This is a genomic window from Peribacillus sp. V2I11 (genome assembly GCF_030817135.1).
GTDB lineage: Bacteria > Bacillota > Bacilli > Bacillales > DSM-1321 > Peribacillus > Peribacillus simplex.
In genome coordinates this window covers 831,600-857,188 of record NZ_JAUSYW010000001.1, presented here as the reverse complement: position 1 = coordinate 857,188, position 25,589 = coordinate 831,600, and the positions used below count along the sequence as shown (strand labels likewise).

Sequence of the window (25,589 nt, the reverse complement as noted above, 5' to 3'; positions counted from 1 at the left end):
ATTGGGATAAGTCGAAAAGGGGTAAAGGCAATAATGGGAACGGAAATGGACATAATGATTAAAAAGAGTCCAGCATGTGAACTGCACCCCAATTGTTAGACACCATCTAACAATTGGAGGTGCTTTTTTTATGACAAAATATTCATTAGAGTTGAAATTAAAATCTGTCCTTGCTTATTTAGAAGGAATAGACTCATTTAGAACTGTAGCCAATCAATTTAATATCAGTTTGACTCCTTTAAAGCAATGGGTGGCGCATTATAAAGAACATGGGATAGAAGGGCTAATGTCTACCTATACAAATTATGATATTAGCTTTAAGATGGATGTACTAAACTATATGAACGATTTTGGAGTGTCTAGTACCCATGCAGCTGCTGTGTATAACATTGCTTCTCCTTCTACTATTACTAATTGGCTAAAGCAATTGGAGGAGTACGGAGTTGACGCTCTTAAAACGAAGAAAAAGGGGCGTCCATCCATGAAAAAAGAAACGAAGAAAAAACCAGTAGAAGGGTCATTAGAGGCGTTACAGGCTGAAAATGAAAGATTACGTGCAGAGAATGCATATTTAAAAAAGTTGAGAGCCTTAGTTCAAGAAAGCGAAGCGTCCGAACGCAAAAAGCGAAAGTAGTACATGAACTAAGGGAAGATTTTAATTTAAAGCTACTTCTGTCCGTCGCAAATCTCGCAAGGAGTACCTATTATTATTGGATAAACGCCTTCGGGTGTCAGGATAAATACGAAGAAATAAAGCCAGTTATCCAGGAGATATTTCATACGAATAAAGGGAGATACGGGTATCGACGCATTACATTGGAATTACGTAATAGGGGGATTTCAATGAACCATAAAACGGTCCTTCGATTGATGAAGGAGTTGGGACTAAAGTGTCTGGTCCGTATGAAGAAATACCGTTCATACAAAGGCAAGATTGGAAAGGTTGCGCCTAATATCCTCAATCGTAATTTTAAGGCAACAAAGCCAAATCAAAAATGGGTTACGGACGTAACTGAATTTCATTTACACGGTGAGAAGTTGTATTTATCGCCCATTCTAGACTTATTTAATGGAGAGATTATTGCTTACAATATCGAATCACGTCCTGTTTATCCCTTAGTCTCCAAGATGCTTGACCAAGCCTTTATGCGATTGGAATCGAAAGATTCCCCCGTTCTCCATTCAGATCAGGGCTGGCATTACCAGATGAAACAATACTCACATGATTTGAAAAGACATAACATTCTACAAAGCATGTCCCGCAAAGGAAATTGTTTAGACAATGCCGTCATAGAAAACTTCTTTGGCTTACTGAAATCGGAATTACTTTATTTACAGAAGTTCGACAGCATGGAGCATTTCAAAAAAGAACTGGAAGATTATATCCATTATTACAATCACCGACGAATCAAAGTAAAATTAAAAGGCATGAGCCCAGTAGATTACCGGGTTCATGCCCTCAAGGTTGCCTAATTAAATAAAGTGTCTAACTTTTTGGGTTCACTTCACATGCAGCTGGACTCTTAGCCATGGATATTCAATTATGATATAAATTATTGACCTTTAAGTTGAGATTGTGCTTGTTGTACAAGGCGTTTCGTGATTTCTCCGCCAACTGAACCATTGGCACGTGCTGAAGTATCGGAACCTAATTGTACACCGAATTCAGATGCAATTTCATATTTGATTTGTTCTAATGCTTGTTCGATTCCAGGAACAAGAAGATTGTTACTGCTGTTAGCCATTTGAATCTCCCCTTTACTTTTTCAACGGCTTTTGCCGCTGTAATGATAGTATAAGTAGAATACGGAGTTTTACTTATATGAGCGGCATCAAACTTATTGGTAAACCTGCCTTTTTGTTGTAAGTAAGTCATTTTTAAAAGAGAATGGAAAAAAGAATGAAAAAAGGGTAAACTAGATTTTTAATGGTTATGTGATTCGCATAACCATAAAGGAGTAAGAAAGGAAACTCTTTATGCTTGCCATCAAAAAAATATTATCAAAGTTAACACCTGCTCAGCTTATCGTCGGTTATTACTTTTTGGCCGTAAGTATCTCGACCGTACTATTGAGTCTGCCGATTGCTCTTAAGCCAGGCGTAGAATTTGAATTCATGGATGCATTATTCACAGCCGTAAGTGCAGTTAGTGTGACAGGTCTAACAGTTGTTAGTTTGCCCGAAGTGTATAATGAGGTAGGCTATTTCATTCTAATGTTTGTTCTCCAATTTGGCGGTATTGGCATCATGACACTTGGAACGTTTTTCTGGTTGATTTTGGGTAAGAAAATCGGCTTGAAGGAAAGGCAATTGATCATGACAGATCAAAACCAATCGAATCTTTCGGGGCTTGTTAAATTATTGATTCAAATCATTCAGATATTTGTCGTAATTGAAATGATTGGAGCTCTAGTTTTAGGCATTTACTTTCTGAATTATTTTCCAAACTGGAAAGAAGCCTTTTTAAATGGCTTATTTTTAGCCGTAAGTGCCACCACGAATGCTGGTTTTGATATTACCGGTATTTCAATGATTCCATTTAAAGACGATTATTTTGTACAGTTCATCACGATTATCCTGCTTACTCTTGGAGCTATCGGGTTTCCTGTCTTGATTGAGTTGAAAGAGTTTTTATCCAATAGAGCCCGTACTTATAAGTTTCATTTTTCTTTGTTCACGAAGCTGACATCAGTCACTTTCTTGTGCCTTATCATTGGGGGAACTATCCTTATCTTCCTGCTGGAGATGAAAGGGTTTTTTAAAGATAAGGGCTGGCATGAATCTTTTTTTTACTCTCTATTTATGTCATCGAATACGAGAAGTGGTGGCCTTACAACGATGAATGTGAGCGATTTCTCGGAACCGACCCTTTTATTGATGAGCATATTGATGTTTATTGGAGCATCTCCTAGCTCAGTTGGAGGAGGTATCCGGACAACAACCCTGGCAATTATGATTCTCTTTTTATGGAATTTCATGAGGGGAAGGCGTTCCGTTAAAGTGTTCAAGCGGGAGATTCATCCCGATGATATTCGAAAGGCGACAGCAGTTATGATCATGGGATCGCTCCTTTGTATAATCGCGGTCTTCATTTTATCGATTACTGAGAATTTTACTTTGATGCAAATCATTTTTGAAGTATGTTCGGCTTTCGGTTCAGTCGGCCTTTCGATGGGAATTACGCCTGAACTCAGTAATACCGGTAAAATTGTCATTATGATCATTATGTTCATTGGCCGTGTCGGGATAACGTCCCTCCTGTATATCATAGGCCATAAAGAAGTTACGGAAAATTTCCATTATCCAAAGGAACGCGTAATCATTGGGTAAATGATTTAAGTAGGACAGTGACCTTTCCATCGAGGAAAGGTTTTTTGTTTTGTTTGCAGGAATCATGGACAAAATGTTGAAATTTACCTATAAGTGAGTATTCTACCACTTCTATATACAGAAATATGCTTAATTTGACCCCTTACTTCGAATTCATTCGGATGAAGTATAAATCATTTTGGTAAGGAGGTGGCAGAAGTGAAGAAATATACTGGAAGGATCTTTGTCCCTGCCCTTTTCTTCATATTGATATTACCCTATATAGGGTGGCTGGGGCATGAAGAACGAAGGTTTTCCGCCTTTGCAGGAGTATATTTAATCGTAATTTTAACCATTGCCTGGTGTTTGGGTGCCATCTTTGATCATAAACGGAAAACGATTGCTTTATTGCAGGATAGCGAAGGGCGTTATCGCATCATCTCCAATTACTCTAAAGAATTGATCAATAGCTTCAATGAGGTTATTTTCCAAACGGATGAGAAAGGGAAATGGTTGTATTTAAACCCGGCATGGAAATCGATGAGTGGTGCAACCGTGAATGAATCCCTGGGGCTTCACTTTTCTAAATATATGGATAACGTTTCTTATCAAGACGTATTAAAGGCCTTTGCGGACTCCTTTCATCGAGGGAATAAATATTTTCGTGCGGACATTAAACTAAATGCGAAAAAGGGAACAAGCTGGGTTGAAGCATTCGTTAAACTAATTTACGATGACGCTGGGAAATTCATCGGGACGGCGGGCATATTATCTGAAATCAATGAACGTAAACATGCGGAGGAAAAGCTTGTGAGCCTAAACGAACATTTGGCAATCACATCAAGCAAATTATCAACGGCTGCCCAACTTGCGGCAGGGATTGCACATGAGGTCAGGAATCCGATGACAGCTATAATGGGATTCGTGAAGTTGATTAAAGATGGCGGTGCCGAAAAGCAGGAATACTATGATATTATTTTTTCGGAAATAAATCGAATCGAGCAAGTGCTGAATGAACTCTTGCTGCTATCGAAACCTGCTGAGGCGGTTTTTCTTGAGAAGGATATAAAGGAAAGCTGCAACCATGTCGTAACGCTGTTGGAGACAAACGCCGTACTGAACAATATTCAAATACATAAAAATTATGATTCAGAACCTATTTTTATGTATTTTGATGAAAACCAAATCAAGCAAGTACTAATAAACATGATAAAAAATTCCATAGAATCGATGGCGGATGGCGGAAATATTTTTGTGAGCATATATGAAAAAAATGGGGAAGTTTTTTTGAGCATTTTGGATGAAGGGGAGGGTATTCCGGAAAACTCCCTTCGAAAAGTAGGAGAACCATTTTTCACTACAAAAACATCAGGAACAGGATTGGGTCTTTCCGTTTGTTTTAGAATCATCGAAAAGCATGGCGGAAAAGTTTTCATCAAAAGTGAACTGAAAAAAGGTACGAAAATCGTCTGTATATTTCCAACCGTCCACCAAAAGGAATATAGGGAGAATGAAAAGGTCCAGATATAGGGCCTTGAATGACAAGAAAATAAATGACTTAATTATTGAAAAAATCTGAATGTTGTGTATATACTTTAAGAGTAATGACATACTGACCGGTTAGTAAGTTTAAAAGGAGGAATTCAATTTGAACTTTGAACATACTCAGAAGGTGAAAAATCTGGAAAAGAAGTTAACGGAATTCATGGAAAAGCACGTATACCCAAATGAATCATTATACAAAAAGCAGCTCGAAGCACAGAAGAGCCGCTGGAGTGAAATACCCCCGATTTTATCTGAATTGACGGCAAAAGCAAAAGAAGAAGGATTATGGAATTTATTTTTACCTGATAGCGGTTTTGGAGCGGGTTTAACAAATCTAGAATATGCACCGCTTTGTGAAATCATGGGTAGGTCGTCGATAGGACCTGAAATCTTCAACTGTAACGCCCCGGACACTGGTAATATGGAAGTGTTGGTGAGATACGGTTCAGATGAACATAAAGAACGCTGGCTGAAGCCCTTGCTTGCTGGGGAAATCCGTTCATGCTTCTCGATGACAGAACCGGAAGTGGCGTCTTCCGATGCGACCAATATCGAGTGCAGGATAGAAAAGGCGGGTAATGAGTATGTCATAAACGGCAGGAAATGGTGGTCTTCAGGAGCAGGTGATCCCCGATGCAAGATTGCGATTGTCATGGGTAAGACAGATCCTGAGGCGTCCAAGCATGAACAACAGTCAATGATTCTTGTACCGCTGGATACACCGGGTGTCAAAATCGAGAGAATGCTCCCTGTGTTTGGTTATGATCATGCCCCGCATGGCCATGCCGAAATCACTTTTGAAAATGTGAGGGTCCCAGCAACGAATATTCTATGGGGTGAAGGCAAAGGATTTGCGATTGCCCAAGGAAGACTCGGACCCGGAAGGATACATCATTGCATGAGGCTGATCGGCGCTGCCGAAAGAGCACTTGAAGAATTATGTAAGCGCATTCAAAGTCGTGTCGCATTTGGTAAAACATTGGCGAGACAAGGTGTGATCATGGAGTGGGTTGCTGATTCACGGATTGAAATAGAACAAGCAAGGCTTCTGACCTTAAAAGCTGCTTATATGATGGATACTGTCGGGAACAAGGAAGCGAAGGCGGAGATTGCCATGATAAAAGTTGTGGCTCCAAATATGGCATTGAATGTGCTGGACAGGGCCATCCAAGGCTTTGGAGCTGCAGGGATTTCCGATGATTTCCCATTTGCTGCACATTGGGCAAATGCACGGACGTTAAGGCTTGCTGATGGTCCAGATGAAGTTCACCGCTCACAAGTAGCTAAAATAGAACTTCGAAAATACCAACAAAAGCATGAGGTGAAAATATGAAAGTTACCGACTTATTCGATCTAACTGGAAAGACGGCAATCATAACCGGTGGAGGGCGAGGTTTGGGAGCACAAATAGCAACCGGCTTTGCCGAAGCTGGGGCAAATGTCGTTCTTTGTTCAAGGAAGAAGGAGGCATGCGACGAAGTTGCTTCGCAAATCGAAAAGCTTGGAGTCAAGGCGCTTTCCTTCAAATGTGATATCACCAATCCGTCAGATGTACAGGAAGTTGTTAACGAAACTTACCGTGAATTTGGTGCCATCGACATTTTAGTAAACAATAGCGGGGCATCCTGGGGGGCACCAGCCGTCGACATGCCCCTTGAAGCGTGGCAGAAGGTGATGAATGTCAATGTAACCGGAACCTTTATCATGAGCCAGACAACAGGCAGGGTCATGATTGAGCAGGGACATGGGAAAATCATTAACATCGCTTCCGTGGCAGGATTAGGGGGGACCGACCCGAGGGTGCTTGATACGGTCGGATATAATGCGAGTAAAGGGGCGGTCATTACTTTAACGAAGGATTTAGCTGTTAAATGGGGTCAGCATAATATCAATGTTAATGCAATCGCACCCGGATTTTTTCCGACAAAAATGACGAAAGGGGTTCTTGAGCAAGGAAAGAATCCTATCTTGGATTCCACGCCGCTAAAAAGATTAGGGAATGATGATGATTTGAAAGGGGCAGCGGTTTTCCTGGCCTCAAAGGCATCTGATTTTGTGACTGGAAATATCTTGATTGTCGATGGGGGGGCACATGCAAAGTAATGAAATGTAAGTAAATATGGCTGGAGGGTATGAAATGATGAATGAAAAAAAATGGCTTTCCGTTTATCCTGATTCAATTTCAAAGGAAATAATAGTCCCTGAGTTTCCGATGCAAAGAATCCTTCAAAATGCATGTCAGTCCCATCCAAACAATACAGCTATTACTTTTTATGACCGAAAGATATCATATCGGGAACTTTTTCATGCGTCGCAAGCCTTTGCTTCAGCCCTGCAAAAAAAAGGTGTTCAAAAAGGCGATCGAGTCGCCATCATGCTACCTAATTGTCCGCAATACGTCATAGCTTATTATGGATCGTTGACAACAGGAGCCATTATCACCCAAATCAACCCAATGCTGGTTGAAAGGGAGCTGCAGCATATTTTACAGGACTCCGGTGCAGAAACGATCGTGGTATTGGATGGACTATACCAGAAAGTGAAAAGTGTGCAGCAACATGCAAATCTGGAAAATATTATCGCCGTAAGCCTTCAGCCTTCGGATGCAGATTTCCTGCCTGATGTTTCTTTTGACCAATTCATGAAGACAGGGGACGGCAAAATCAATCCCGTATCTATTGATCCGGAAAATGATATAGCCGTTCTTCAGTATACAGGAGGAACGACTGGCCGTTCAAAAGGGGCTATGCTGACTCACAGCAATATTCTGGCAAATGTCATTCAATCGTATGAATTCTTCAAGCATGAATTAAAAATGGGCTCTGAAAGAACGCTGTCGGTCATCCCGCTTTTTCATGTTTTTGGAATGACGTCCGCAATGAATTTATCCGTGTATATCGCGGGTGACTCCATCATGCTGCCACGATTTGAAATAGAAGAAGTGCTGGAAACGATTAAGCGTGAACAGCCGACCACTTTTCCTGGTGTACCGACCATGTATGTAGCGTTGACGAATCATCCAAAGGCAGAAGAATATGGAATGGGCTCAATTCAGGTCTGTAACAGCGGAAGTGCACCGATGCCCGTCGAACTGCTACGTGAGTTCGAACGAAAATCGGGTGCGAAGATATTGGAAGGCTACGGTCTTACGGAAGCTTCGCCAACAACGCATTGTAACCCGGCATTTGCAAAAAGGAAGCCTGGGAGCGTCGGGATAGGTATCCCTTCGACTGAATATAAAGTGATGGACCTGGGAGACGGGACAAAAGAAGTGGCCCCTGGCGAATTGGGGGAATTGGTCGTCAAAGGACCTCAAGTGATGAAAGGTTACTGGAATATGCCGGAGGAAACGGCGGTGACCCTTAGGGATGGTTGGCTTTATACGGGTGATATCGCCAAAGTTGATGAAGACGGATATCTCTATATTGTCGACAGGAAAAAAGATTTGATCATCGCAAGTGGTTATAATATATACCCGCGAGATGTGGAGGAAGTTCTCTATGAACATCCTGCTGTCCAGGAAGCGGTTGTCATCGGGGTTTCAGATGCTTACCGTGGGGAGTCGGTAAAAGCGGTGCTTGTACTTAAAAATGATAAAACGGCAAATGACCGGGAAATAATCGATTACTGCCGTGCAAACCTATCGGCCTATAAAGTTCCGCATTTCGTCGAATTTCGTGAAGAGTTACCGAAAACAAATGTCGGAAAGATTTTAAGGCGAGCTTTAAGAGAAGAACTTTCCAGGAAATAAGATGGCTTTGATAGTACGGAAGCGTATGATATCAATTCAGCTGAAATTTTAACAGATTGCGAGGATGCATACATGAAAGAAAAAATGACAGAACATAGCATACGCTTATTTGAAAAGAAGGGCTTTAGTGAAACGTCGATTTCTGATATCGTCGAATCGGTCGGGGTGACGAAGGGAACGTTTTATTATTACTTTACGAGCAAAGAGCAGTTGCTTATGGATATACATCTAGCTTATATAGACGAGTTGCTTAGTGAGCAGGAAATAATCATGCTGGAACCTGGGAAAATCTGTAAGGATAAGATTTTCGATATGGTATTGATGCTTTTAAAAAGCATCAAAACCAAAAAATCCAGCGCAACGGTCTTTTTCCGTGAAATGAAAAATCTAAGTGACGAAAAACTTGCACAAATCCTTCCTAAGCGGGATGAGTTCCGTAATAAAATCGAGCAAGTGCTGATTAGTGGCATAGAGAGCGGAGAACTACGTTGCAATCTCGATGCATCCATCATCTCTTTTGCTATTTTGGGTGTGGCCAATTGGAGCTACCATTGGTTCGACCCAGAAGGTGAAAAAACCGAACAGGAAGTTGCAGCCATTTTTATGGGGATGATCCTGCACGGAATCGAAGCGTGACCAGGTTACATACTAACCAGTTAGTTGAAGGGAGATAATGGCATGACCAACAAGCAAATTCAATCAATAACCGTAATTGGGGCTGGGCAGATGGGGCATCAAATTGCGATGCTTGCTGCACTTGGAGGTTACGAAACGATTCTTCAGGATGTTCAGGAAAAGGCGTTGAATACAGCCCAAGCAAAATTGGACGTCATTTTGACTAAATGGGTTCAAAAAGGAAAATTGTCTGAAGATCGTAAATTGGCTGCTTTTAGCCGTCTTCAATATACCACGGATCTTGAGAAAGCGGCCAGTGGAGCTGATTTGATCATTGAAGCGGTTGTTGAAAAACTTGATGTGAAACAGGAAGTCTTCGCTAAACTTGAAGAATTGGCCCCAGCAGAAACCATTTTTGCAACGAATAGTTCAACGATCGTCAATAGCCTGATTGCGAGTGTGACGAATCGTCCGGATAAGTTCATTAATATGCATTTCTTTTTCCCGCCTCTAATAATGGATTGTGTTGAAGTTGTCATGAGTGATCAAACATCGGAGGAAACAGCGAAGCTTGCGATGGAAGTCACAGAGAAAATGAATAGGACAGGAGTTTTGCTGAGGAAAGAGATATCGGGATTCGTAGCCAACCGAATTTTGGGAGCGTTGCAGCGTGAGGCTTTATATTTGTATGAAGAAGGAATTGTGGACTATAAGGATATCGATTTAATTTGCAGGAAGGCTTTAGGCCACCCCATCGGCCCTTTTGAACTGATGGATCTATCAGGTATTGATGTAGGATATTTTGTCATGCAGCAACGATACAATGAAACTGGAAATCCAGAAGACAAGCCAAATGCTTGTATAGAAGAAAAGGTGAATAAAGGACATTTAGGAAGGAAAACAGGAAAAGGCTGGTATGAATATCCAAATCAAGGAGTGAAGAATCGATGACAAAATTAATTAGAGTGGTTAAGGAAAATGAGCTTGCGGTCATCACCATCGATAATCCTCCATTAAACGTAATCAGTAAACAAGTATTCAGGGAATTGGGAGAAACATTCGATGATCTTACAAAAGATACTGAAACTGTTGCGGTGCTCATAACCGGTGCAGGCAATATCGCATTTGCGGCAGGTGCTGATATAAAAGAATTCCCTAGCATGATGGGGAACCCGAATATGAAAGAAGTGGTAAAGGAAGGTCATGCCGTCCTAACCAAAATCGACCAGTTTCCTAAACCTACGATAGCGGTATTAAACGGCCTGACTTTGGGCGGCGGATGCGAACTGGCTCTGGCCTGCGATTTGCGAGTGGCTGAAACACAGGTTCAAATTGGTCTGCCGGAAGTGAAGTTAGGCTTATTTCCTGGAGCTGGCGGTACACAGCGTTTGTCCAGACTTGTAGGAAACGCAAAGGCAAAAGAGATTATATTTACCGGTGATCCGCTTGGTGCCATCGAAGCGGAAAAGGTCGGGCTTGTCAATAAAGTCGTTGAGCAAGGCTCCGGCTTATCGGAAGCGAAAATCTTGGCCTCACGAATGACAAGGCACTCACTTCAGGCACTTTCGAGAATCAAGAAGGCGATTAATGAAGGAAGTGAGGCAACGCTTGAACAAGGTCTAGAGATTGAAACGAATCTCTTTGAAGAAATCTTCCAAACTGAAGATGTTAAAGAAGGGGTTGCCGCTTTCTTGGATAAACGTAAACCTGCTTTCGTTCATCGTTAATCAAGGAGGGGTTTTATGCATGAATTGGAAGTCAACGTCCGTTTTTCCGAAACGGATGCTTTGGGCCATATCAATAACACAAGCTATTTCATATACCTCGAAGAAGCACGTATGAAATTTTTTGAAGCTTTAGGCTTAGCGACGAATGTCGAATCTTGGAATTTTTTGTTAGCCTCCACTAAATGCGACTTTATTGCTCAGGGATATTTCAATCAACTCTTGACCATTCGTACATCTTTGACAAAGGTAGGTACGAAAAGTTGTGAAATGGTCCATGATATCCTCTGTTCACAAACTGGGGAAGTGATTGCTAAGGGAAGTGCAATTTTAGTCTGTTTTAATTTTTTGGATCAAAAAAGTGAACCTATTCCTGAATTTATTAAAGAAAAGCTCATTACACATCTTGCTCATAATTAGAATGACAAAAGTCTAAAGGAGTGGAAGAACATGGTTGACGATACGATTCCTGTTCGGCCCGGCGAGGAACTGGATATTGGTGCATTAGAAGGTTTCCTAAGAAAAAATGTATTGGACCTTCCAAATGAACCGTTAGAATTGCAACAATTTTCAACGGGCTATTCCAATTTGACCTATCAACTCAAAATTGGTGAGTGGGAGGCTGTTCTCAGAAGGCCGCCGCATGGCCCTGTTGCTCCAAAGGCACATGATATGAAGCGTGAGCATCATATCCTTACCTCAATCAACCCATATTTTGAAACAGCTCCCGAGCCCATTCTGTTCTCGGATGATGAATCGATTGCGGGGGCCCCTTTTTTCCTAATGGAAAGGAAACATGGAATTGTAATAGATACCGAATTTCCCAAGGGAATCGAGCCTACAGTTGAAAAGTGCCGACAGCTTTCTTATGTCATGGTCAATCGGCTTGCTGATCTTCACTCGATTCCCTATGAGAAAACAGGGTTGGTGGAAATTTCCAAACCTGAAGGGTTCATTGAAAGACAGGTACGCGGATGGATTTCCCGCTACGGGAGAGCAAAGACAGATGAAATCAAGGAAATTCGTCCGCTTATCGATTATTTTCAACAGAATATCCCGAAATATAGCCAGACTTCAATTATCCATTATGACTATAAGGTCAATAATGCCATGTTTAACCAGGACCTTACAGAGATGGTTGGTTTATTTGATTGGGAAATGTCCACCGTTGGTGATCCGCTAGCCGATCTAGGAGTGGCTTTAAGCTACTGGACGGAAAGCGGTGACCCGGAACTTATCAAAATCGGTGTTGGTCAAGCGTCCGTCACGACTTTAACTGGTTTCCTGACACGAAGGGAATTTATCGAGACTTATGCAGCAAGAAGTGGCAGGGATGTTTCCAACGTCGATTTTTATTTAACCTTTGGTTACTTTAAGTTAGCTGTCATCCTTCAGCAAATCTATTATCGATATAAAAAAGGCCAGACTAATGATCCCCGTTTTTCCAATCTCGGAAAAACGGTTAAAAGCTTACTCACTCATGCTGCAAATGTAGCTGCGAAGGAAGTTCAATAAAATGGAATATATACAAAACATTCATTTGCTACTAAAAAAAGAAGAGATAGATGGGGAAAAGCTTCAAGAAGGGGAGAAAGTTGCTGTCATCCTGGATGTGTTATTAGCGACAACAACTATTATTTCAGCACTTCATGATGGAGCACGCCAGGTGATACCGGTCATGGATCCAGTGGATGCCTTGGTGAAAAGCCAGGAATTGGACCATGGGGATTCCATAGTGGCAGGGGAACTAAAAGCAAAGCCGGTTGATGATTTAATGTATCCAAGTCCAACGCTATTGAGTAAGTTGGTACGCGGTAAAACATTAATACTCTCCACTACTAACGGAACGGTTGCGTTGAGAAATTCAGCAGCTGCCAAAAAGGTTTATATCGCATCTTTGTTGAATAATCCGTCTGTTGCGGAAAAAATAAAAAAACATCATAAAACAGAAACGATCATCATCGTTTGTTCGGGAAATTCAGGTGAATTCAGTCTGGAAGACTTTTACGGTGCAGGTCATTTGATAGATTGCCTGATTGCTGGATCGCAAGGCTCGTTCGTACTCAACGATGCAGCAAAGGCTGCGAATGCGCTTTATCGTACGAATAGCGAAAATGCCTTTGATATCCTGAAATCATCATATGTCGGACAGTTGTTTGACAAACATAGTTTGATCGCCGATTTGGAATTGGCGGTGCAAAAAGGTTCGTTGGATATTGTCCCAGAGTTGGTGGATGGAAGGATCGAAGCTGAATTGAAAAGGCAGGAAACGTAGTTCAAAATCCAGATAAGGAGTGAAGGGGATGAGGTTTTCACAGTCAATAGCGGTAGTGACAGGTGCAGGCTCTGGTATTGGGAAAGCTACAGCGATGCGCTTGTCTGACGAAGGGGCAAAAGTGTTGTTGGTAGGGCGGACGAAAGGAAAACTGGAGGATGCGGCTGCAGAAATCAATGCGAGGCACACGATTCCAGTGGCCGACATTTTCCCTGCAGATGTTACCGTCGAGGAAGATGTAATAGAGCTGGCCATGTATGTGAAGGAACAATATCGTGACCTTCACATTTTAATCAATAACGCAGGTGGATCAAAGTCCTCGAAGCTCTTGGATACGTCTGCAGCTGATTGGGATATGATTCAACATGTCAATTTGAAAAGTGTCTTTCTAGTTTCCAAGTACTTGGGGAAAGTGATGGAAGAAGGTGCGGGCAGTGGAGATGAAGGCTCCATCAATCGGGCAATCGTGAATGTGGCTTCACTGTCAGGGCATCAGGCAGGGGCATTCATCCCGCATTATAGCTCTGCTAAAGCTGGAGTCATCAGTTTAACGAAATCATTGGCACTGGAACTTGCTCCAGTCGGCATTCGGGTCAATTCCGTATCACCGGGATTCATTGAAACGCCATTGACGGAGGATGGATTGCAAAATGAAAAATTCGTAAAGTCCATTCAACGGAACACGGCACTGGAAAGAGTGGGGAAAGCGGAGGAAATAAGTAATGTCATTACCTTTGCTGCTTCCCAGGAGGCTTCCTATATGACTGGGACGGATTTATTGGTGGATGGCGGCTGGTTGATCAAATAGAAAAAGGGGATGGGTAAATGTTAAAAGAACACTTATTGAAAGAAGTAATCGATAATGTAATGATCCTGACTTTGAATCGTCCTGAAAGTTTGAATGCATTTAGTCCGGATATGATTGCAAGCTTAACGAAAGCGATCAAGGATGTAAAACAAACACCACATATAAGGGCAGTCATCATCAAAGGGGCGGGAAGGTCATTCACTGCAGGAGGAGACGTTAAGTCAATGGGGAAGGCTTCTGCAGGTCAATTGTATGATCATGTTGGCAGAATGAACGAATGCATATTGGCTCTGGATGCCTCTGATGTTCCCGTAATCGCAGCCGTCCATGGATTTGCGGCAGGGGCCGGATTCAATTTGGCACTCGCTTGTGATATGATCGTGGCTTCCGATGATAGTCAATTTGCCATGAGTTTTTCACAGGTAGGCCTGATCTCTGATGGAGGGGGCTCGTATTTTTTACCTAAATTAGTAGGGCCACACCTTGCAAAGCAGCTCTTCTTTTCAGCCGAGCCAATTTCTGCGGAACGCTTATACCAGTTAGGTGTCATTAATTATATATATCCTCTCAATCAACTTGAAGAGGAATCATTGAAACTTGCGGAAAAGCTGGCAAATGGACCGACAAAAGCATATGGGATGATGAAAAAGCTCGTTAGCCATTCATTTACGGCTACACTTGATGAAATACTAGAACAGGAACGTATCACGCAAACCTTGATGGCTTCCACAGAAGATCACCTGGAGGGAGTTGCAGCATTCAAAGAGAAAAGAAAACCGGAATTTACTGGAAATTAATAAGGGAGGGATAAAGATGAGAGCCATTCATTTTGAAGAATACGGCGGACCGGAAGTACTGAAAGTGACTGAAATGGAAAGACCCGTGCCAACTGGGCATGAAGTTCTGATTGAGATTGATTGTGTCGGCGTCAATTATGCAGATACGGCCAGAAGGGAAGGGCAATATGTAGTACCTACTCCGCTTCCGTTCATTCCAGGTGCGGAAGTGGCTGGCGTCGTGGTGGAAGTTGGTGGAAAGGTGACCAAAATCAAACCTGGTACAAGGGTGGTGAGTTTAATTGAATCGGGTGGATATTCAGAATATGTCCTATCAGATGAATTCTCGGCCATTCCGCTTCCTGATACCATTCAGTTCCAAGAAGCTGTTGCACTGCCCCTTCAAGGTCTGAGCGCCTATCATATTCTAAAGACAATGGGACGCATGCAACAGGGGGAAACAGTATTGGTCCATGCCGCTGCAGGTGGAGTGGGAACGATTGCCGTACAGTTAGCCAAAATCTTCGGGGCTGGAAAAGTGATAGCCACCGCCAGCACAGTGGAAAAATTGGAACTGGCTAAAGAGATGGGGGCAGATGAAATTATCGATTACACGAAAGAAGGATGGGAAATGAAAGTCCGTGACGTCACGGGAGGAAAGGGAGTAGACGTGGCGCTGGAAATGGCCGGAGGGGATATTTTCAATAAAACATTGAAATGTTTGGCTCCATTTGGACGTCTTGTTGTTTTTGGAAATGCCAGTCGTAAGCCTTATACGATGAACCCGCAGCAATTAATGAGGCGCAATCAAAGCGTCGTAGGTTTTTTCCTGCCACAGATCATGAAACACTCAGATTTGCTGTTGCCTAGCATTGAAGACCTTTTTTCTTACGTCGCATCTGGGGAGCTTAAGCTAACTATCGGCGGCATCTACCCATTTGAAAAGGCAGCAGCCGTTCATGAGGAAATGAACGCCCGTCAAACGAAAGGGAAGTTGATTTTGCAGGTTAAATGAGAATAAGGGGTATATGATGCCCCCTTGTAGGTTAATGAGATTTCACTGTGATTTGACCTTCTGGAACAACTCAATCCGTATCCGTGCTAACATCTTTATCGGGATGCATGAAAGGTGGCTGCGGCGCCTTTTTAGCCTCTAACAGTTCGCGGTTTTCAGTTGAATTCCACCCTATATCATTGGTGGGGTGTATCCATTCGTCTCCAGCCATGATTTCCGGGTCTGTATCTTCGCTCCAATTTTCGAGTGGTGAGTTTTCAGATGCATATTTACTGTCGCCAATGACGACTCCATAATCATTGACGAATGGAGCCTGTGGTTTTATGCCGGTTCCTTTAAAGCTTGGTGCGTTAATTTGGTGTGGTTGTGTATCGTCGACAATGGGTGAATCCAATTTCTTTTTCATATAGAGTGTCTCCCTTTTCGTTTTACGGTTATTTTTCTCGTTTGTCCCTATATTATCCCTGAATAATTTTAGGCGTTTTTACCCCATTCTAAAATGTAAACTATATTAAAAAGGGTGGATGAAATGAAACGGAAAGCCAATGTGGATGGTGCTGTCAAAGCAAGTAAAACGCCAAAAAGAAACCAAGCTGAAAATGAATTTTCCAATGAGTTCGCAATGGAGGAAAACGCAATGAAAGGTGCCAACCGTAATTCAAAGCAAGGCAGAAAAGGAAGAAGTTAATGGATAAAGAAAAACAGAACAGCCAGGAAAAGGTGGAAAAACATGTACGAACTGAATTTGGAATTGAATTCCGCGGCGATATGAACGCAACCAAAATTTATGAAATTTTGGCAAAAGAAAATAAAAAACGTGATAGTGATAAGTAAATAAGGACGGACCCAATTCTTGGGTCCGTCCTTATTCTTAAAAAATGATGCTACCGGATTTTGAGAGAGGGAAAATCGTTGAGCCCTTACCACTCGGATCGAAATAGGCAAGCATGAACGATGGTTTCTCGACGATTGTTCCCTCAGCTAAATACGTTTCCAAATCAAAGGGAAGTGCCTCGAGCAATGTGTGTTTGTGTATTTCTTTTTCATTAAGTGCCAAAGCTGTGAAAGAGGAACCAAGCCGCTCGGGCTTATTCAGAATAACTTCATATATCTCTTTCCGCCCATTTTTATCTAATGAAGCTTCCCACCAAGGTTTACGTGGTTTGTATTTTTGATTCATAAAATAATCCAATTTCATGAGTCCGATAATGTTTTTCAGTTCAGCAGATTCCCGGGAAGCCAAAAACTGCTGTAAACGTCTGAACAAGTCTTCTAGCTGGTGTCCTATTCGTGACCACCCTTGTGCATCCCAATAGGTACCGAAATCTTGAAAGAAGTCGAATGGTGATTGAAATACCGTTTTTACAAGATATTCAGTTGTATGATCCATTCTATGATCGTTCCAGTATTTTTCAAGGACATCTTCAACTTGTTTAATACGGACAATGTCATCAAAGGACAAAACATCATTTCCCAGGATTTCATAGGGAGCATGTTCGCTGTATATATATTGGTGTTCATCGGCACGTATCCGTAAGCCAGTGCCACGAAGCATCTTTAAGAAACCAAGCTGCATCTCTTCGGGTCTGAGCTCGAAAACATCATTGAAAGTCTTTCTGAAAGAATGATAATCTTCTTCTGGTAAACCGGCAATAAGGTCTAAATGCTGATCTATTTTCTGCCCTTCTTTTACCATGGTCACGGTTCTGGTCAGTTTTTCGAAATTCTGCCTTCTCATTACTAGATCATTCGTATGATCATTCGTCGATTGTACACCTATTTCAAAGCGGAACAGTCCAGCAGGGGCATTATCGTTCAAGAACTGGATAACTTCCGGACGCATGATGTCCGCCGTAATCTCGAACTGGAAAACTACACCGGGAAGATGTTCATCGATTAAGAATTGAAACATTTCCATGGCATAGCTTCGGCTAATATTGAAGGTTCGGTCAACGAACTTAATGGTCTTTGCACCATTAGCCATAAGGTACCTGATATCTTCTTTAATCTTTTCACGATCAAAATACCTGACACCCACTTCAATCGATGAAAGGCAAAATTGGCAGCTGAACGGGCACCCTCGGCTAGTTTCGATATAGGTGACACGTTTAGAGAGGTCGCCACGGTCTTCCTCCAAACGATATGGAGAAGGGAGGGATTTCAAATCCACCTTGCCGTTCTGAGGCTGGATGATTTTTTTTCCATCCTGTCGAAACGCAATGCCGCCGATCTTCTTATAGTCATTCGAACCCTCAATTTCAGATAAAAGGGCCTTGAAGGTGACTTCACCTTCGCCTATTACGATGAAATCAGCCCCGGGAATCTGATCAAGCCATTCCCCAACATCATAGGTGACTTCAGGTCCGCCGAGAATGATAACCAATTCTGGATTGATCTTCTTCAGCATGGCTACAACTTTCATTGTTTCCTCGATATTCCAAATATAGCAGCTGAACCCTATGACATCAGGTTTTTTGGAATGAAGGTCACCAACTATGTTCATAATTGGATCTTTTATCGTATATTCTGCCAGCTGTACATCATAATCTGGCTGGGCATAAGCTTTTAAATATCGGATAGATAGCGATGTATGGATATATTTTGCGTTAAGAGTACTGATTATTATATTCATGTTAAAGGGCGTAAAAGAAACGCCTGGCTCCTTTCGTGTACATGTCTTTTTAAGCCAACAAGCACTAACGAGTAATTTTACCATAGCGTGCTCCATTTGAAAAATGAGTTATGGTATTGAAGGGAAATCTTTTCAGCTTGAAAGTCGAAATGAAATGGACTTTAAAAAAACGGATAAAGCAGAAAATGCTTCATCCGTTTTATTTAAAAAGCTTGTTTAATATACTCTTTCGTTTTAGTCATGAAACGTTTTGTTTTGGTCGCCTTCAATTCGATTATCGGCTGTGCCATGGTAGCGATCATTTCACTTGATAATAACACGGTAATCAAGAAAGAGAGGCCGGCAAGCATGATGAAGCTTTCTGTATTGCTGAAGTATTCCTGTATGGTGCTTTCACGGAAGAACCGAATGAAGAAACCATGCAGAAGATACACATAAAGGGTTTGTTTACCCCAATTCGTAAAGAAATATTGTCCGCGTGGGATAAACGACAGGAAGCTGAACACTGAAATTATGCTCAATCCATAAAATCCCAGGCGTTTAAACATGGACACGATTGTCGCATCTTCAAGTTCGGCATATGGTTTCGAACCGAGCAGCCATTTATAATTGATATCGGTATTTAAATAAAAACCGATAAAAATCACTAACATGACACTAATTGAAGCCAAACGAACTTTGGGAGTGAATAGTTTTTTTAAATGTTCCTTGCTTAAATGGTACCCGATCAAAAACATCGGGAAAAAAACGAATGTCCTGGAGAGACTAAGGTAATTGGAGATATTGTCAATATATCCAATCAATAATGCGATTAAAAATGATAAACCTATGCCTACTGATGGATTTAGCTTTGAGAAACCAAGCAGCATGATGTTCCAACAAAATAAACTGATCAAGAACCATAGCGACCATTGGGGGTCAAGCAGGTCTACAGTGATGGCAGAACGCTCATATAAGAAATAATAGTAAACGGTATATATCAATTGGAAAATGATGTAGGGTAAAATCAGTTTTTTAGTAATTTTACCTAAATACCCTTTTTGATAAAAACCTTTCGCAAAGAACCCTGAAACAAGGATAAAGGCAGGCATGTGAAAGGAATAAATGGTTTTATATAAAGCATATATCGTTTCACTGTCATGTATATACGTATTCAGCAAATGTCCAAAGACGACAAAAGCCATGAGAATGAACTTGGCGTTATCGAAGAAAAAATCACGTTGTTTCATTGTTGCCTCCATTTAATAAATTTTTAAGGTAGCTAGAAAGCATTGTTATTACTTATACCCTAAATACCTTGTACGAAATCAATATTTATTAAATATATTATAAAAACCTTAAATTAAGCTTAACGCTAAGTTTTATAGCATTCAATATACTATAATTTGATATATAGTGAAATTTTGGAATTATATGATTTTGCCGATTTTCGAAACATACCGAGGAAAATCAAGATGGATGTCGAATTAAGTTGGTAAGTATGGGTTTTGATGAGGGGGGTTAATATGAATATCGGTTATGAGAATGAAACGGAATATAAAAAGGAAATTTTAAAATTGAATAAACAGATCGAAGGGTTCTTGAACATTTTCAATTCGATGTCAGAACCTTTTATTAGGGTTGATGAGGAACTGCGTCTCACTTATGCCAATGATGCAGCTTGTGCCCTATTGGAAACAGCGAAAGATCAGCTGGAGTCCATGAAGATAACTGATTTTCTCGATGTCAGCCCATTAAATAACCAGGAAGTGTCAAGTTCCCTAAAAACCTCTAATGAAAGTGAAAGGCAAATTATCCAGCTACATACCGGAGCCCTTAAGCAAATAGAGTTTATACGTATAGGCTCACTTACCGAGGGACAGCAGTTCTATCGTTTGTGGGATGTGACATTGGATGTTTCTTCGTCAAGGGAAACAAGGATGTCAAGGCAGATGTTTTTGGACATTTTCGATACAGCCATAGAAAGCATCGTCCTATTCGACAGTTCAGGAATAATAATGGAAGTGAACCATGCCTTTATCCATGTCTTGGGCATCCCGAAAAAAGAGATTGTCGGTAAGAATATGAGGGACCTCATATCCCCGGATTATAGGGGATATTGGGAGGAGAGCATACAAAGAGCCTTTGATGAGTCGAACTTCAAAGGAGAGGTAGAGATAAAGGTTGGGGATGAACTGCATCATTTTACTTTTTCAATAAGTTCAACGGTAGGAAATGAATTATATATGTCGGTGCTTCGAAGAATTACTGAATCAAATATAATAGAAAAAAAGTTAGAGACGAGCGAACGGATTTTTGCGGAATTATTCGATCAGTCCATGGATGCGATCATATTCTGGAATGATGACGGGATCATTTTTCGGGTCAATCATTCAGCATGTAAAATATTCGAGTCCAGCAGAGAGGATTTGATAGGCAGTTATATCTGGAAATACGTGTACAGCAATAATCACCATTTTGGTCAGATGATGGAAACGTTTAAAAGAGACACCCAGGTGCGGGGTGAGCTGATTTATAAAATGCCTAATAACCAAATTAAATTGCTTGAATTGACTGCCAAAAAACATGAAGGTGACGGATATAACGTAACGATTTTTCGAAATGTCAGTGAACGCTGGCTGATTGAGAAGGAATTAAGGGATAGTGAGAAGAAGTTCAGGAAGATTTTTGAGGGAACATTAGACGGCTTGATTTTATGGAATCATGAAGGGTTCACGGATATTAATGAAGCGGGTCAGAGAATATTGGAGATTTCGAAGCGTAAACTGCTCTCTTTATCTGTAAAGGAATTCATCGAAAAAATTCCTGAAAATGCTTCTGCCTTGAACGCTCACATTGAAAATGTTTATAAGCATGAGGTCTACTCTTCCATCATTCCGATAACATTCGAAGATGGGAGAGTTAAGCATATTGAATTTTTGACGAGGAAAAATTTATATTCGAACCTGAATTTAAGCATTTTCCGTGATGTGAGTAAAAATCTCGAAATGCAGGAACAAATTCGAAAATCGGATACTTTGAATGTCGTTGGTGAACTGGCTGCCGGAATCGCTCACGAAATCAGGAATCCTATGACAGCCTTAAAAGGTTTTATCCAGTTGCTTGAGGATGGTGTTAAAGGGGAGTTTTCCACATATTTTCATGTGATTACATCCGAAATTAAGCGAATCGAAACCATTATCACGGAATTTTTGGTACTGGCAAAGCCGCAGGCGCTAAAAATTTTCAAACAGGATGTTCATACCATATTGAAAGAGACACTAGAATTAATGGCCGCTCAGGCGCTGTTGGAAAATATTCAATTCGAGACAGACTTTCAAGAAGATGAATTTAAGGTTTTATGTGAAGCGAATCAGTTAAAGCAAGTGTTCATTAACATTATCAAAAATGCATTGGAAGTCATGCCGGATGGCGGATCTGTTCACATTAAAACAAGCCGATTTTCAGAGAAATCCGTTTGCATTTCAATTACCGACCAAGGCATGGGGATTTCAACGGAAATGCTAAAAAAATTGGGTGAACCTTTTTATACGACGAAGGATAGGGGAACCGGGCTGGGGCTCATGGTCAGCTATAAAATCATTGAAGAGCACAATGGCTATATAGAAGTGGAAAGCAAAGTGGGAAAAGGGACGAGCTTTCATATTTATTTGCCATTCGAGTAATTTAGAAGGGGGTGCTCTGTACCTTTCTTAAGTTAACGGAAAGCATGGATATTTCATTAGTTAATGGGGTCCTTTATTGGATTCCCCCTATTATCGACAAAAAGGGGTTCGGATTGTTCTCTATTCCCAAAACATCATTTTAAAAGAAAACTTTGTTTTTTACTATTTTCTACAGATGAAGCCCTTAATAGATTGAAAGAATTTGGGACACACCTGAGGAATAACTGGCTAGCCGAGACTCCTGCGGGAAAAACGCGTCCAAGGGAGACCCCGCAGGCGCAAGACGAGGAGGATCCCGGACCGCCCGCAAAAAACGAGTGCCTGGAGTGGACAAATAGTACTAATTTAAAAAAACTGCAGGCAAACTGGCTTTTCTTCAGTTATTCTACAGTCTGGGGAATCCTTTATTGGATTCCTTTTTTGTTCCATCATTATCCTGGGAATAATATTGAGGTTATAACTATGATAAACATTTTTGTTTTCATTTAAGGGGCTGTCCTTCTTTTAAATCATTGAAAAATCATTTGCTTTTTGGGTAGCTGCCGAATTAATTAAGCGGAAACTAATAATAACATCCAAATTGGGGGATCTTTCTAAGCGATTTTCGGAGTGTCTTCATATGAAATCTTCCTAATCAATATAAGATGCTTATGCTTAGAAATTTCCGTCATATCCTGTCTGCTGATGGACAAAGCCATATCGCAATTTAAGAAGTTTTGTCTTTTTTTGCGAATCTATTTACATATAAGGCATATTTTGTAATACTTCTTTATTATAATGTAACTTTAAAAGGGCAGGAGTAGTGAATGTAGTTATGAATTCTAGGTGTGCAACGGAAATTTGTTCTGAGATTCGAATGAAGCGTTGGGAAATGATGGAGTTGGCCAAAATGTATGGACTAGGTCATGAGTATACCCTTCGCCAAAGCGAGCAGCTTGATAAACTAATAAATGAGTATTTGATCCTTCAACATCATTCACCGGAAGTGAGAAATAAGCGAGAAGAAATGGTTGTTATTGTACAGCAGCCCTTTAATGATGACATTACATTTTAAAGGGGAATGAATGCATGCATGACTTTTTAAATTAGCAGGCAGGGAGACATTCACCTTTATCCGATTTCTGGTGAATGAACCTTTTCAAACATTTCATGAAAACAATTAAAGAAAGACTCATATACACAAGAATATATCTTTTGATTTTCCTAAGGGTTTTGAGGGATATATCGAGGGGAGACCACCAGAAGGTGTCCTTCATTCATCGGGATTGGTTGAGAAGTCTTAATTTTTCTGAATGGATTACACTGATAACTAAAAAGTAAGAGCTGACTCACTTGATGGAGCCAGCCATGGAAGTTCGGTAATTACAAAACGTCCAATAATATTACCATGAACAAAAGGCCGACAATGAAGGAATAGGTGGATGTGCGTTCATTACCATCCCCATGGCTTTCAGGAATCAATTCCTTATAAACGATGAAAAGCATGGCCCCGGCGGCGAAAGCTAGGCCGTATGGAACCAGGAACCCAATGTAAGAGGTTAAATAATAACCCATTAAGCCCGTAATTATCTCGATGGTACCGGTTAAGGTTGCTATCAGGAACGCTGTGAGTTTACCGATTTTTTGATTAATTAAAAACAAGGCGACTAGTAAGCCTTCCGGAGCATTTTGCAGGCCGATGGCAAAAGCGATCAAGTTACCTGTATCAGCTGTATCAGAGGCGTAACTGACCCCGACAGAAAGACCCTCAGGAATATTATGGAGTGTAATGGCAGTGATGATGAGCAAAGCCTTTTCATCGAACTGAATACCATTTTTGGTATGGCTGAGATCGATATGGGGAATGTTTTGTTCCATGATCGTTAATGTCATTACCCCGAGAAAAACCCCAATTACTAGCTGGATATACCCTCCGGTCGCCAGAGACTCCGGGATCAGGCTCAATAACGAAGCAGCCATCATGATCCCAGCGGTAAATGCCAGAAGCGTGTCTCTGAATCGATGTGTGATTGAACCTTGAATGAACAAGATCGGTAACGCACCAAACCCTGTAGACATAGCAGATAGGATGCTGCCTAACAAAACACCACTCATAAATTTCTCCTTTGTAAGGTACTTATCATTACTTGTTTGTGAAATTTTGGGCGAAACAATAATTTATTGTATTTTGACATAAAGAATATGTTCCAGGAAAAAACCATTTTGCATCATTCTTCTGCATACCATTTTTTCAATGTTAGATCAGTCGGTAGCAATATGCTGATGATCCCCAGTAATGGCAGGAATCCCACTAGCTTAATCATGGATTCGATTCCAATTATATCTGCAATGGCTCCCAATGAAACGGATCCAATGGCACCCATTCCAAAGGCTAACCCTACAGTCAAGCCTGCCATCGTCCCGACTTTTCCCGGGACCAATTCCTGTGCGTATATTACAGTGACTGAAAAACTGCTCATTATAATGAATCCCGCCATCAATAATAAGATAAAAGCGGTCGTAGGAGGTACGAATGGTAAAAGTGCGGTTATTGGCATACTGGCAGCGAAAGAAAAGAAAATGACATTTTTGCGACCGAATCTATCCGCAAGCGGACCTCCGAAAAATGTACCTACAGCACCAGCGGCTAAAAAGGCAAATAGGAAAAATTGTGCAGATTTTATCGTGAATGAATACTGCTCGATCAAATAAAAACTATAAAAGTTCGTCATGCACGATACATACCAGGAACGGGCAAAGATTATGAATAAAATCAATACCAGGGCTTTGGCCACATTATGGAACCGCTCTTTATTGACTATTTTTGCAGCAAGCTTTTTAGGCTGGAAGTGAACTAATTTTTGGGAATACCACTTGGCAATATACAGCAATAAGATAACTGCCATTAAGGCAACCAGGGCAAACCAGAGTGCTCCTTTTTGACCAAAAGGAACAAGTACGATGGCTGTGATGAGTGGGGCTAGTGCCTGCCCGCTATTCCCGCCGACCTGATAAATTGATTGTGCCAGGCCTCTCTTTGGTCCGCCTGCCATGTAGGCAACCCTGGAGCCTTCCGGATGGAATATGGCTGACCCTAAGCCCATCAAGATGACTGCACCAAGGATAATGGTATAGTTTGGGGCAATTGCGAGAATGATGACCCCGATTAAAGTACTGGTCAACCCAATGGGCAATGCATATGGAAACGGCTTTTTATCCGTATAGAACCCAACTGCCGGTTGCAGGAGCGATGAGACGATATTCAGGCAGAATGCAATCATCCCCAGCTGTGTATACGTTAGCGACATTGATTTTTCGAGGATTGGGAACATGGCCGGTACGACGGCCTGAAGAGAATCATTCATTAAATGGCATATGCCTATGATGATCATGATTTTCAGAGTCATATCTTGTTTTTGCGGTTTTGTTTTAATGGCAGCGATACTTCCCATCTGTATATTTCCTTCTTCCTGATTAAGAATTTTACCTATTCCA

General features: G+C 41.2%; 25 protein-coding genes. 19 read left to right on the top strand and 6 right to left on the bottom strand.

Annotated elements, in window-relative coordinates:
* The first annotated feature begins 130 nt into the window (after positions 1-130).
* Positions 131-1,473 (top strand): IS3 family transposase gene (locus QFZ73_RS04115; protein WP_307262181.1). Its coding sequence is split into 2 segments (ribosomal slippage): positions 131-572 and positions 572-1,473, totalling 1,344 coding nucleotides; the frame shifts between segments, so codons are not numbered across the junction.
* Positions 1,474-1,553: 80 nt separating this feature from the next.
* Here the strand turns inward: QFZ73_RS04115 and QFZ73_RS04110 are convergent.
* A complete protein-coding gene (locus tag QFZ73_RS04110) occupies positions 1,554-1,745 on the bottom strand; it encodes an alpha/beta-type small acid-soluble spore protein (RefSeq protein ID WP_034314196.1) in 192 nt (63 codons plus the stop codon).
* A 232-nt stretch (positions 1,746-1,977) separates the two neighbouring features.
* On the opposite strand from QFZ73_RS04110, the gene QFZ73_RS04105 reads away from it, so the two are divergent.
* The 14 genes from QFZ73_RS04105 (at position 1,978) to QFZ73_RS04040 (ending at position 15,818) form a co-directional block, all read left to right on the top strand.
* A complete protein-coding gene (locus QFZ73_RS04105; RefSeq protein WP_307263279.1) occupies positions 1,978-3,330 on the top strand; it encodes a TrkH family potassium uptake protein in 1,353 nt (450 codons plus the stop codon).
* Between the two features lie 198 nt (positions 3,331-3,528).
* Positions 3,529-4,839 carry an ATP-binding protein gene (locus QFZ73_RS04100; protein ID WP_251427439.1) on the top strand — a complete coding sequence of 437 codons (1,311 nt, stop codon included), beginning with the start codon at positions 3,529-3,531 and terminating at the stop codon, positions 4,837-4,839.
* 118 nt (positions 4,840-4,957) lie between these two features.
* Positions 4,958-6,187, top strand: a complete 1,230-nt coding sequence (locus tag QFZ73_RS04095) for an acyl-CoA dehydrogenase family protein (RefSeq protein ID WP_251427442.1) — start codon at positions 4,958-4,960, stop codon at positions 6,185-6,187.
* Positions 6,184-6,957: an SDR family oxidoreductase gene (locus tag QFZ73_RS04090; RefSeq protein WP_251427445.1), complete on the top strand. Its 774-nt coding sequence runs from the start codon at positions 6,184-6,186 to the stop codon at positions 6,955-6,957. Before QFZ73_RS04095 ends, QFZ73_RS04090 begins: the two co-directional genes overlap by 4 nt.
* Positions 6,958-6,994: 37 nt before the next feature.
* The gene (locus QFZ73_RS04085) at positions 6,995-8,605 is read left to right on the top strand and encodes a long-chain-fatty-acid--CoA ligase (RefSeq protein ID WP_307272573.1); all 1,611 of its coding nucleotides are present in this window, start codon (positions 6,995-6,997) and stop codon (positions 8,603-8,605) included.
* A gap of 72 nt (positions 8,606-8,677) precedes the next feature.
* Positions 8,678-9,241 (top strand): TetR/AcrR family transcriptional regulator, encoded by a 564-nt coding sequence (locus QFZ73_RS04080; RefSeq protein ID WP_307263270.1) that lies wholly within the window; start codon positions 8,678-8,680, stop codon positions 9,239-9,241.
* A gap of 42 nt (positions 9,242-9,283) precedes the next feature.
* Positions 9,284-10,171 carry a 3-hydroxyacyl-CoA dehydrogenase family protein gene (locus tag QFZ73_RS04075; RefSeq protein ID WP_307263267.1) on the top strand — a complete coding sequence of 296 codons (888 nt, stop codon included), beginning with the start codon at positions 9,284-9,286 and terminating at the stop codon, positions 10,169-10,171.
* Positions 10,168-10,947, top strand: coding sequence for an enoyl-CoA hydratase (locus QFZ73_RS04070; protein WP_307263264.1), 780 nt, complete (start codon positions 10,168-10,170; stop codon positions 10,945-10,947). The genes QFZ73_RS04075 and QFZ73_RS04070 overlap by 4 nt, the downstream gene beginning before the upstream one ends.
* Before the next feature lie 15 nt (positions 10,948-10,962).
* The gene (locus QFZ73_RS04065) at positions 10,963-11,364 is read left to right on the top strand and encodes an acyl-CoA thioesterase (protein WP_307263260.1); all 402 of its coding nucleotides are present in this window, start codon (positions 10,963-10,965) and stop codon (positions 11,362-11,364) included.
* Between the two features lie 30 nt (positions 11,365-11,394).
* Positions 11,395-12,459, top strand: a complete 1,065-nt coding sequence (locus QFZ73_RS04060) for a phosphotransferase family protein (RefSeq protein ID WP_307263257.1) — start codon at positions 11,395-11,397, stop codon at positions 12,457-12,459.
* 1 nt (position 12,460) lies between these two features.
* Positions 12,461-13,219: a 2-phosphosulfolactate phosphatase gene (locus QFZ73_RS04055; protein ID WP_251427458.1), complete on the top strand. Its 759-nt coding sequence runs from the start codon at positions 12,461-12,463 to the stop codon at positions 13,217-13,219.
* 28 nt (positions 13,220-13,247) lie between these two features.
* Positions 13,248-14,027 carry an SDR family NAD(P)-dependent oxidoreductase gene (locus tag QFZ73_RS04050; RefSeq protein WP_251427461.1) on the top strand — a complete coding sequence of 260 codons (780 nt, stop codon included), beginning with the start codon at positions 13,248-13,250 and terminating at the stop codon, positions 14,025-14,027.
* A 17-nt stretch (positions 14,028-14,044) separates the two neighbouring features.
* Positions 14,045-14,824, top strand: coding sequence for an enoyl-CoA hydratase/isomerase family protein (locus QFZ73_RS04045; RefSeq protein ID WP_251427465.1), 780 nt, complete (start codon positions 14,045-14,047; stop codon positions 14,822-14,824).
* Between the two features lie 16 nt (positions 14,825-14,840).
* Positions 14,841-15,818: a quinone oxidoreductase family protein gene (locus tag QFZ73_RS04040; protein ID WP_251427468.1), complete on the top strand. Its 978-nt coding sequence runs from the start codon at positions 14,841-14,843 to the stop codon at positions 15,816-15,818.
* Positions 15,819-15,888: 70 nt separating this feature from the next.
* On the opposite strand, the gene QFZ73_RS04035 is transcribed toward QFZ73_RS04040, so the two are convergent.
* On the bottom strand, positions 15,889-16,224 hold the full coding sequence (locus tag QFZ73_RS04035; protein WP_063232031.1) for a DUF3905 domain-containing protein: 336 nt from the start codon (positions 16,222-16,224) through the stop codon (positions 15,889-15,891).
* 123 nt (positions 16,225-16,347) lie between these two features.
* Between QFZ73_RS04035 and QFZ73_RS04030 the strand changes: the two genes are divergently transcribed.
* Complete coding sequence (locus QFZ73_RS04030) at positions 16,348-16,506, top strand: hypothetical protein (protein ID WP_094246584.1); 159 nt, start codon at positions 16,348-16,350, stop codon at positions 16,504-16,506.
* Positions 16,506-16,652, top strand: coding sequence for a hypothetical protein (locus QFZ73_RS04025; RefSeq protein WP_307263243.1), 147 nt, complete (start codon positions 16,506-16,508; stop codon positions 16,650-16,652). Before QFZ73_RS04030 ends, QFZ73_RS04025 begins: the two co-directional genes overlap by 1 nt.
* A gap of 37 nt (positions 16,653-16,689) precedes the next feature.
* On the opposite strand, the gene QFZ73_RS04020 is transcribed toward QFZ73_RS04025, so the two are convergent.
* Both QFZ73_RS04020 and QFZ73_RS04015 read right to left on the bottom strand, forming a co-directional pair.
* Positions 16,690-18,450 carry a B12-binding domain-containing radical SAM protein gene (locus QFZ73_RS04020; protein WP_251428234.1) on the bottom strand — a complete coding sequence of 587 codons (1,761 nt, stop codon included), beginning with the start codon at positions 18,448-18,450 and terminating at the stop codon, positions 16,690-16,692.
* A gap of 203 nt (positions 18,451-18,653) precedes the next feature.
* The gene (locus QFZ73_RS04015; protein ID WP_251427477.1) at positions 18,654-19,679 is read right to left on the bottom strand and encodes an acyltransferase family protein; all 1,026 of its coding nucleotides are present in this window, start codon (positions 19,677-19,679) and stop codon (positions 18,654-18,656) included.
* 276 nt (positions 19,680-19,955) lie between these two features.
* Between QFZ73_RS04015 and QFZ73_RS04010 the strand changes: the two genes are divergently transcribed.
* A complete protein-coding gene (locus tag QFZ73_RS04010; RefSeq protein ID WP_307263240.1) occupies positions 19,956-22,115 on the top strand; it encodes a PAS domain S-box protein in 2,160 nt (719 codons plus the stop codon).
* An 814-nt stretch (positions 22,116-22,929) separates the two neighbouring features.
* The gene (locus tag QFZ73_RS04005) at positions 22,930-23,169 is read left to right on the top strand and encodes an aspartyl-phosphate phosphatase Spo0E family protein (protein ID WP_251427482.1); all 240 of its coding nucleotides are present in this window, start codon (positions 22,930-22,932) and stop codon (positions 23,167-23,169) included.
* Between the two features lie 308 nt (positions 23,170-23,477).
* Here the strand turns inward: QFZ73_RS04005 and QFZ73_RS04000 are convergent, their stop codons facing one another.
* On the bottom strand, positions 23,478-24,209 hold the full coding sequence (locus QFZ73_RS04000) for a ZIP family metal transporter (RefSeq protein WP_307263235.1): 732 nt from the start codon (positions 24,207-24,209) through the stop codon (positions 23,478-23,480).
* A gap of 113 nt (positions 24,210-24,322) precedes the next feature.
* Positions 24,323-25,546, bottom strand: a complete 1,224-nt coding sequence (locus QFZ73_RS03995) for an MFS transporter (protein WP_307263232.1) — start codon at positions 25,544-25,546, stop codon at positions 24,323-24,325.
* Between the last annotated feature and the right edge of the window lie 43 nt (positions 25,547-25,589).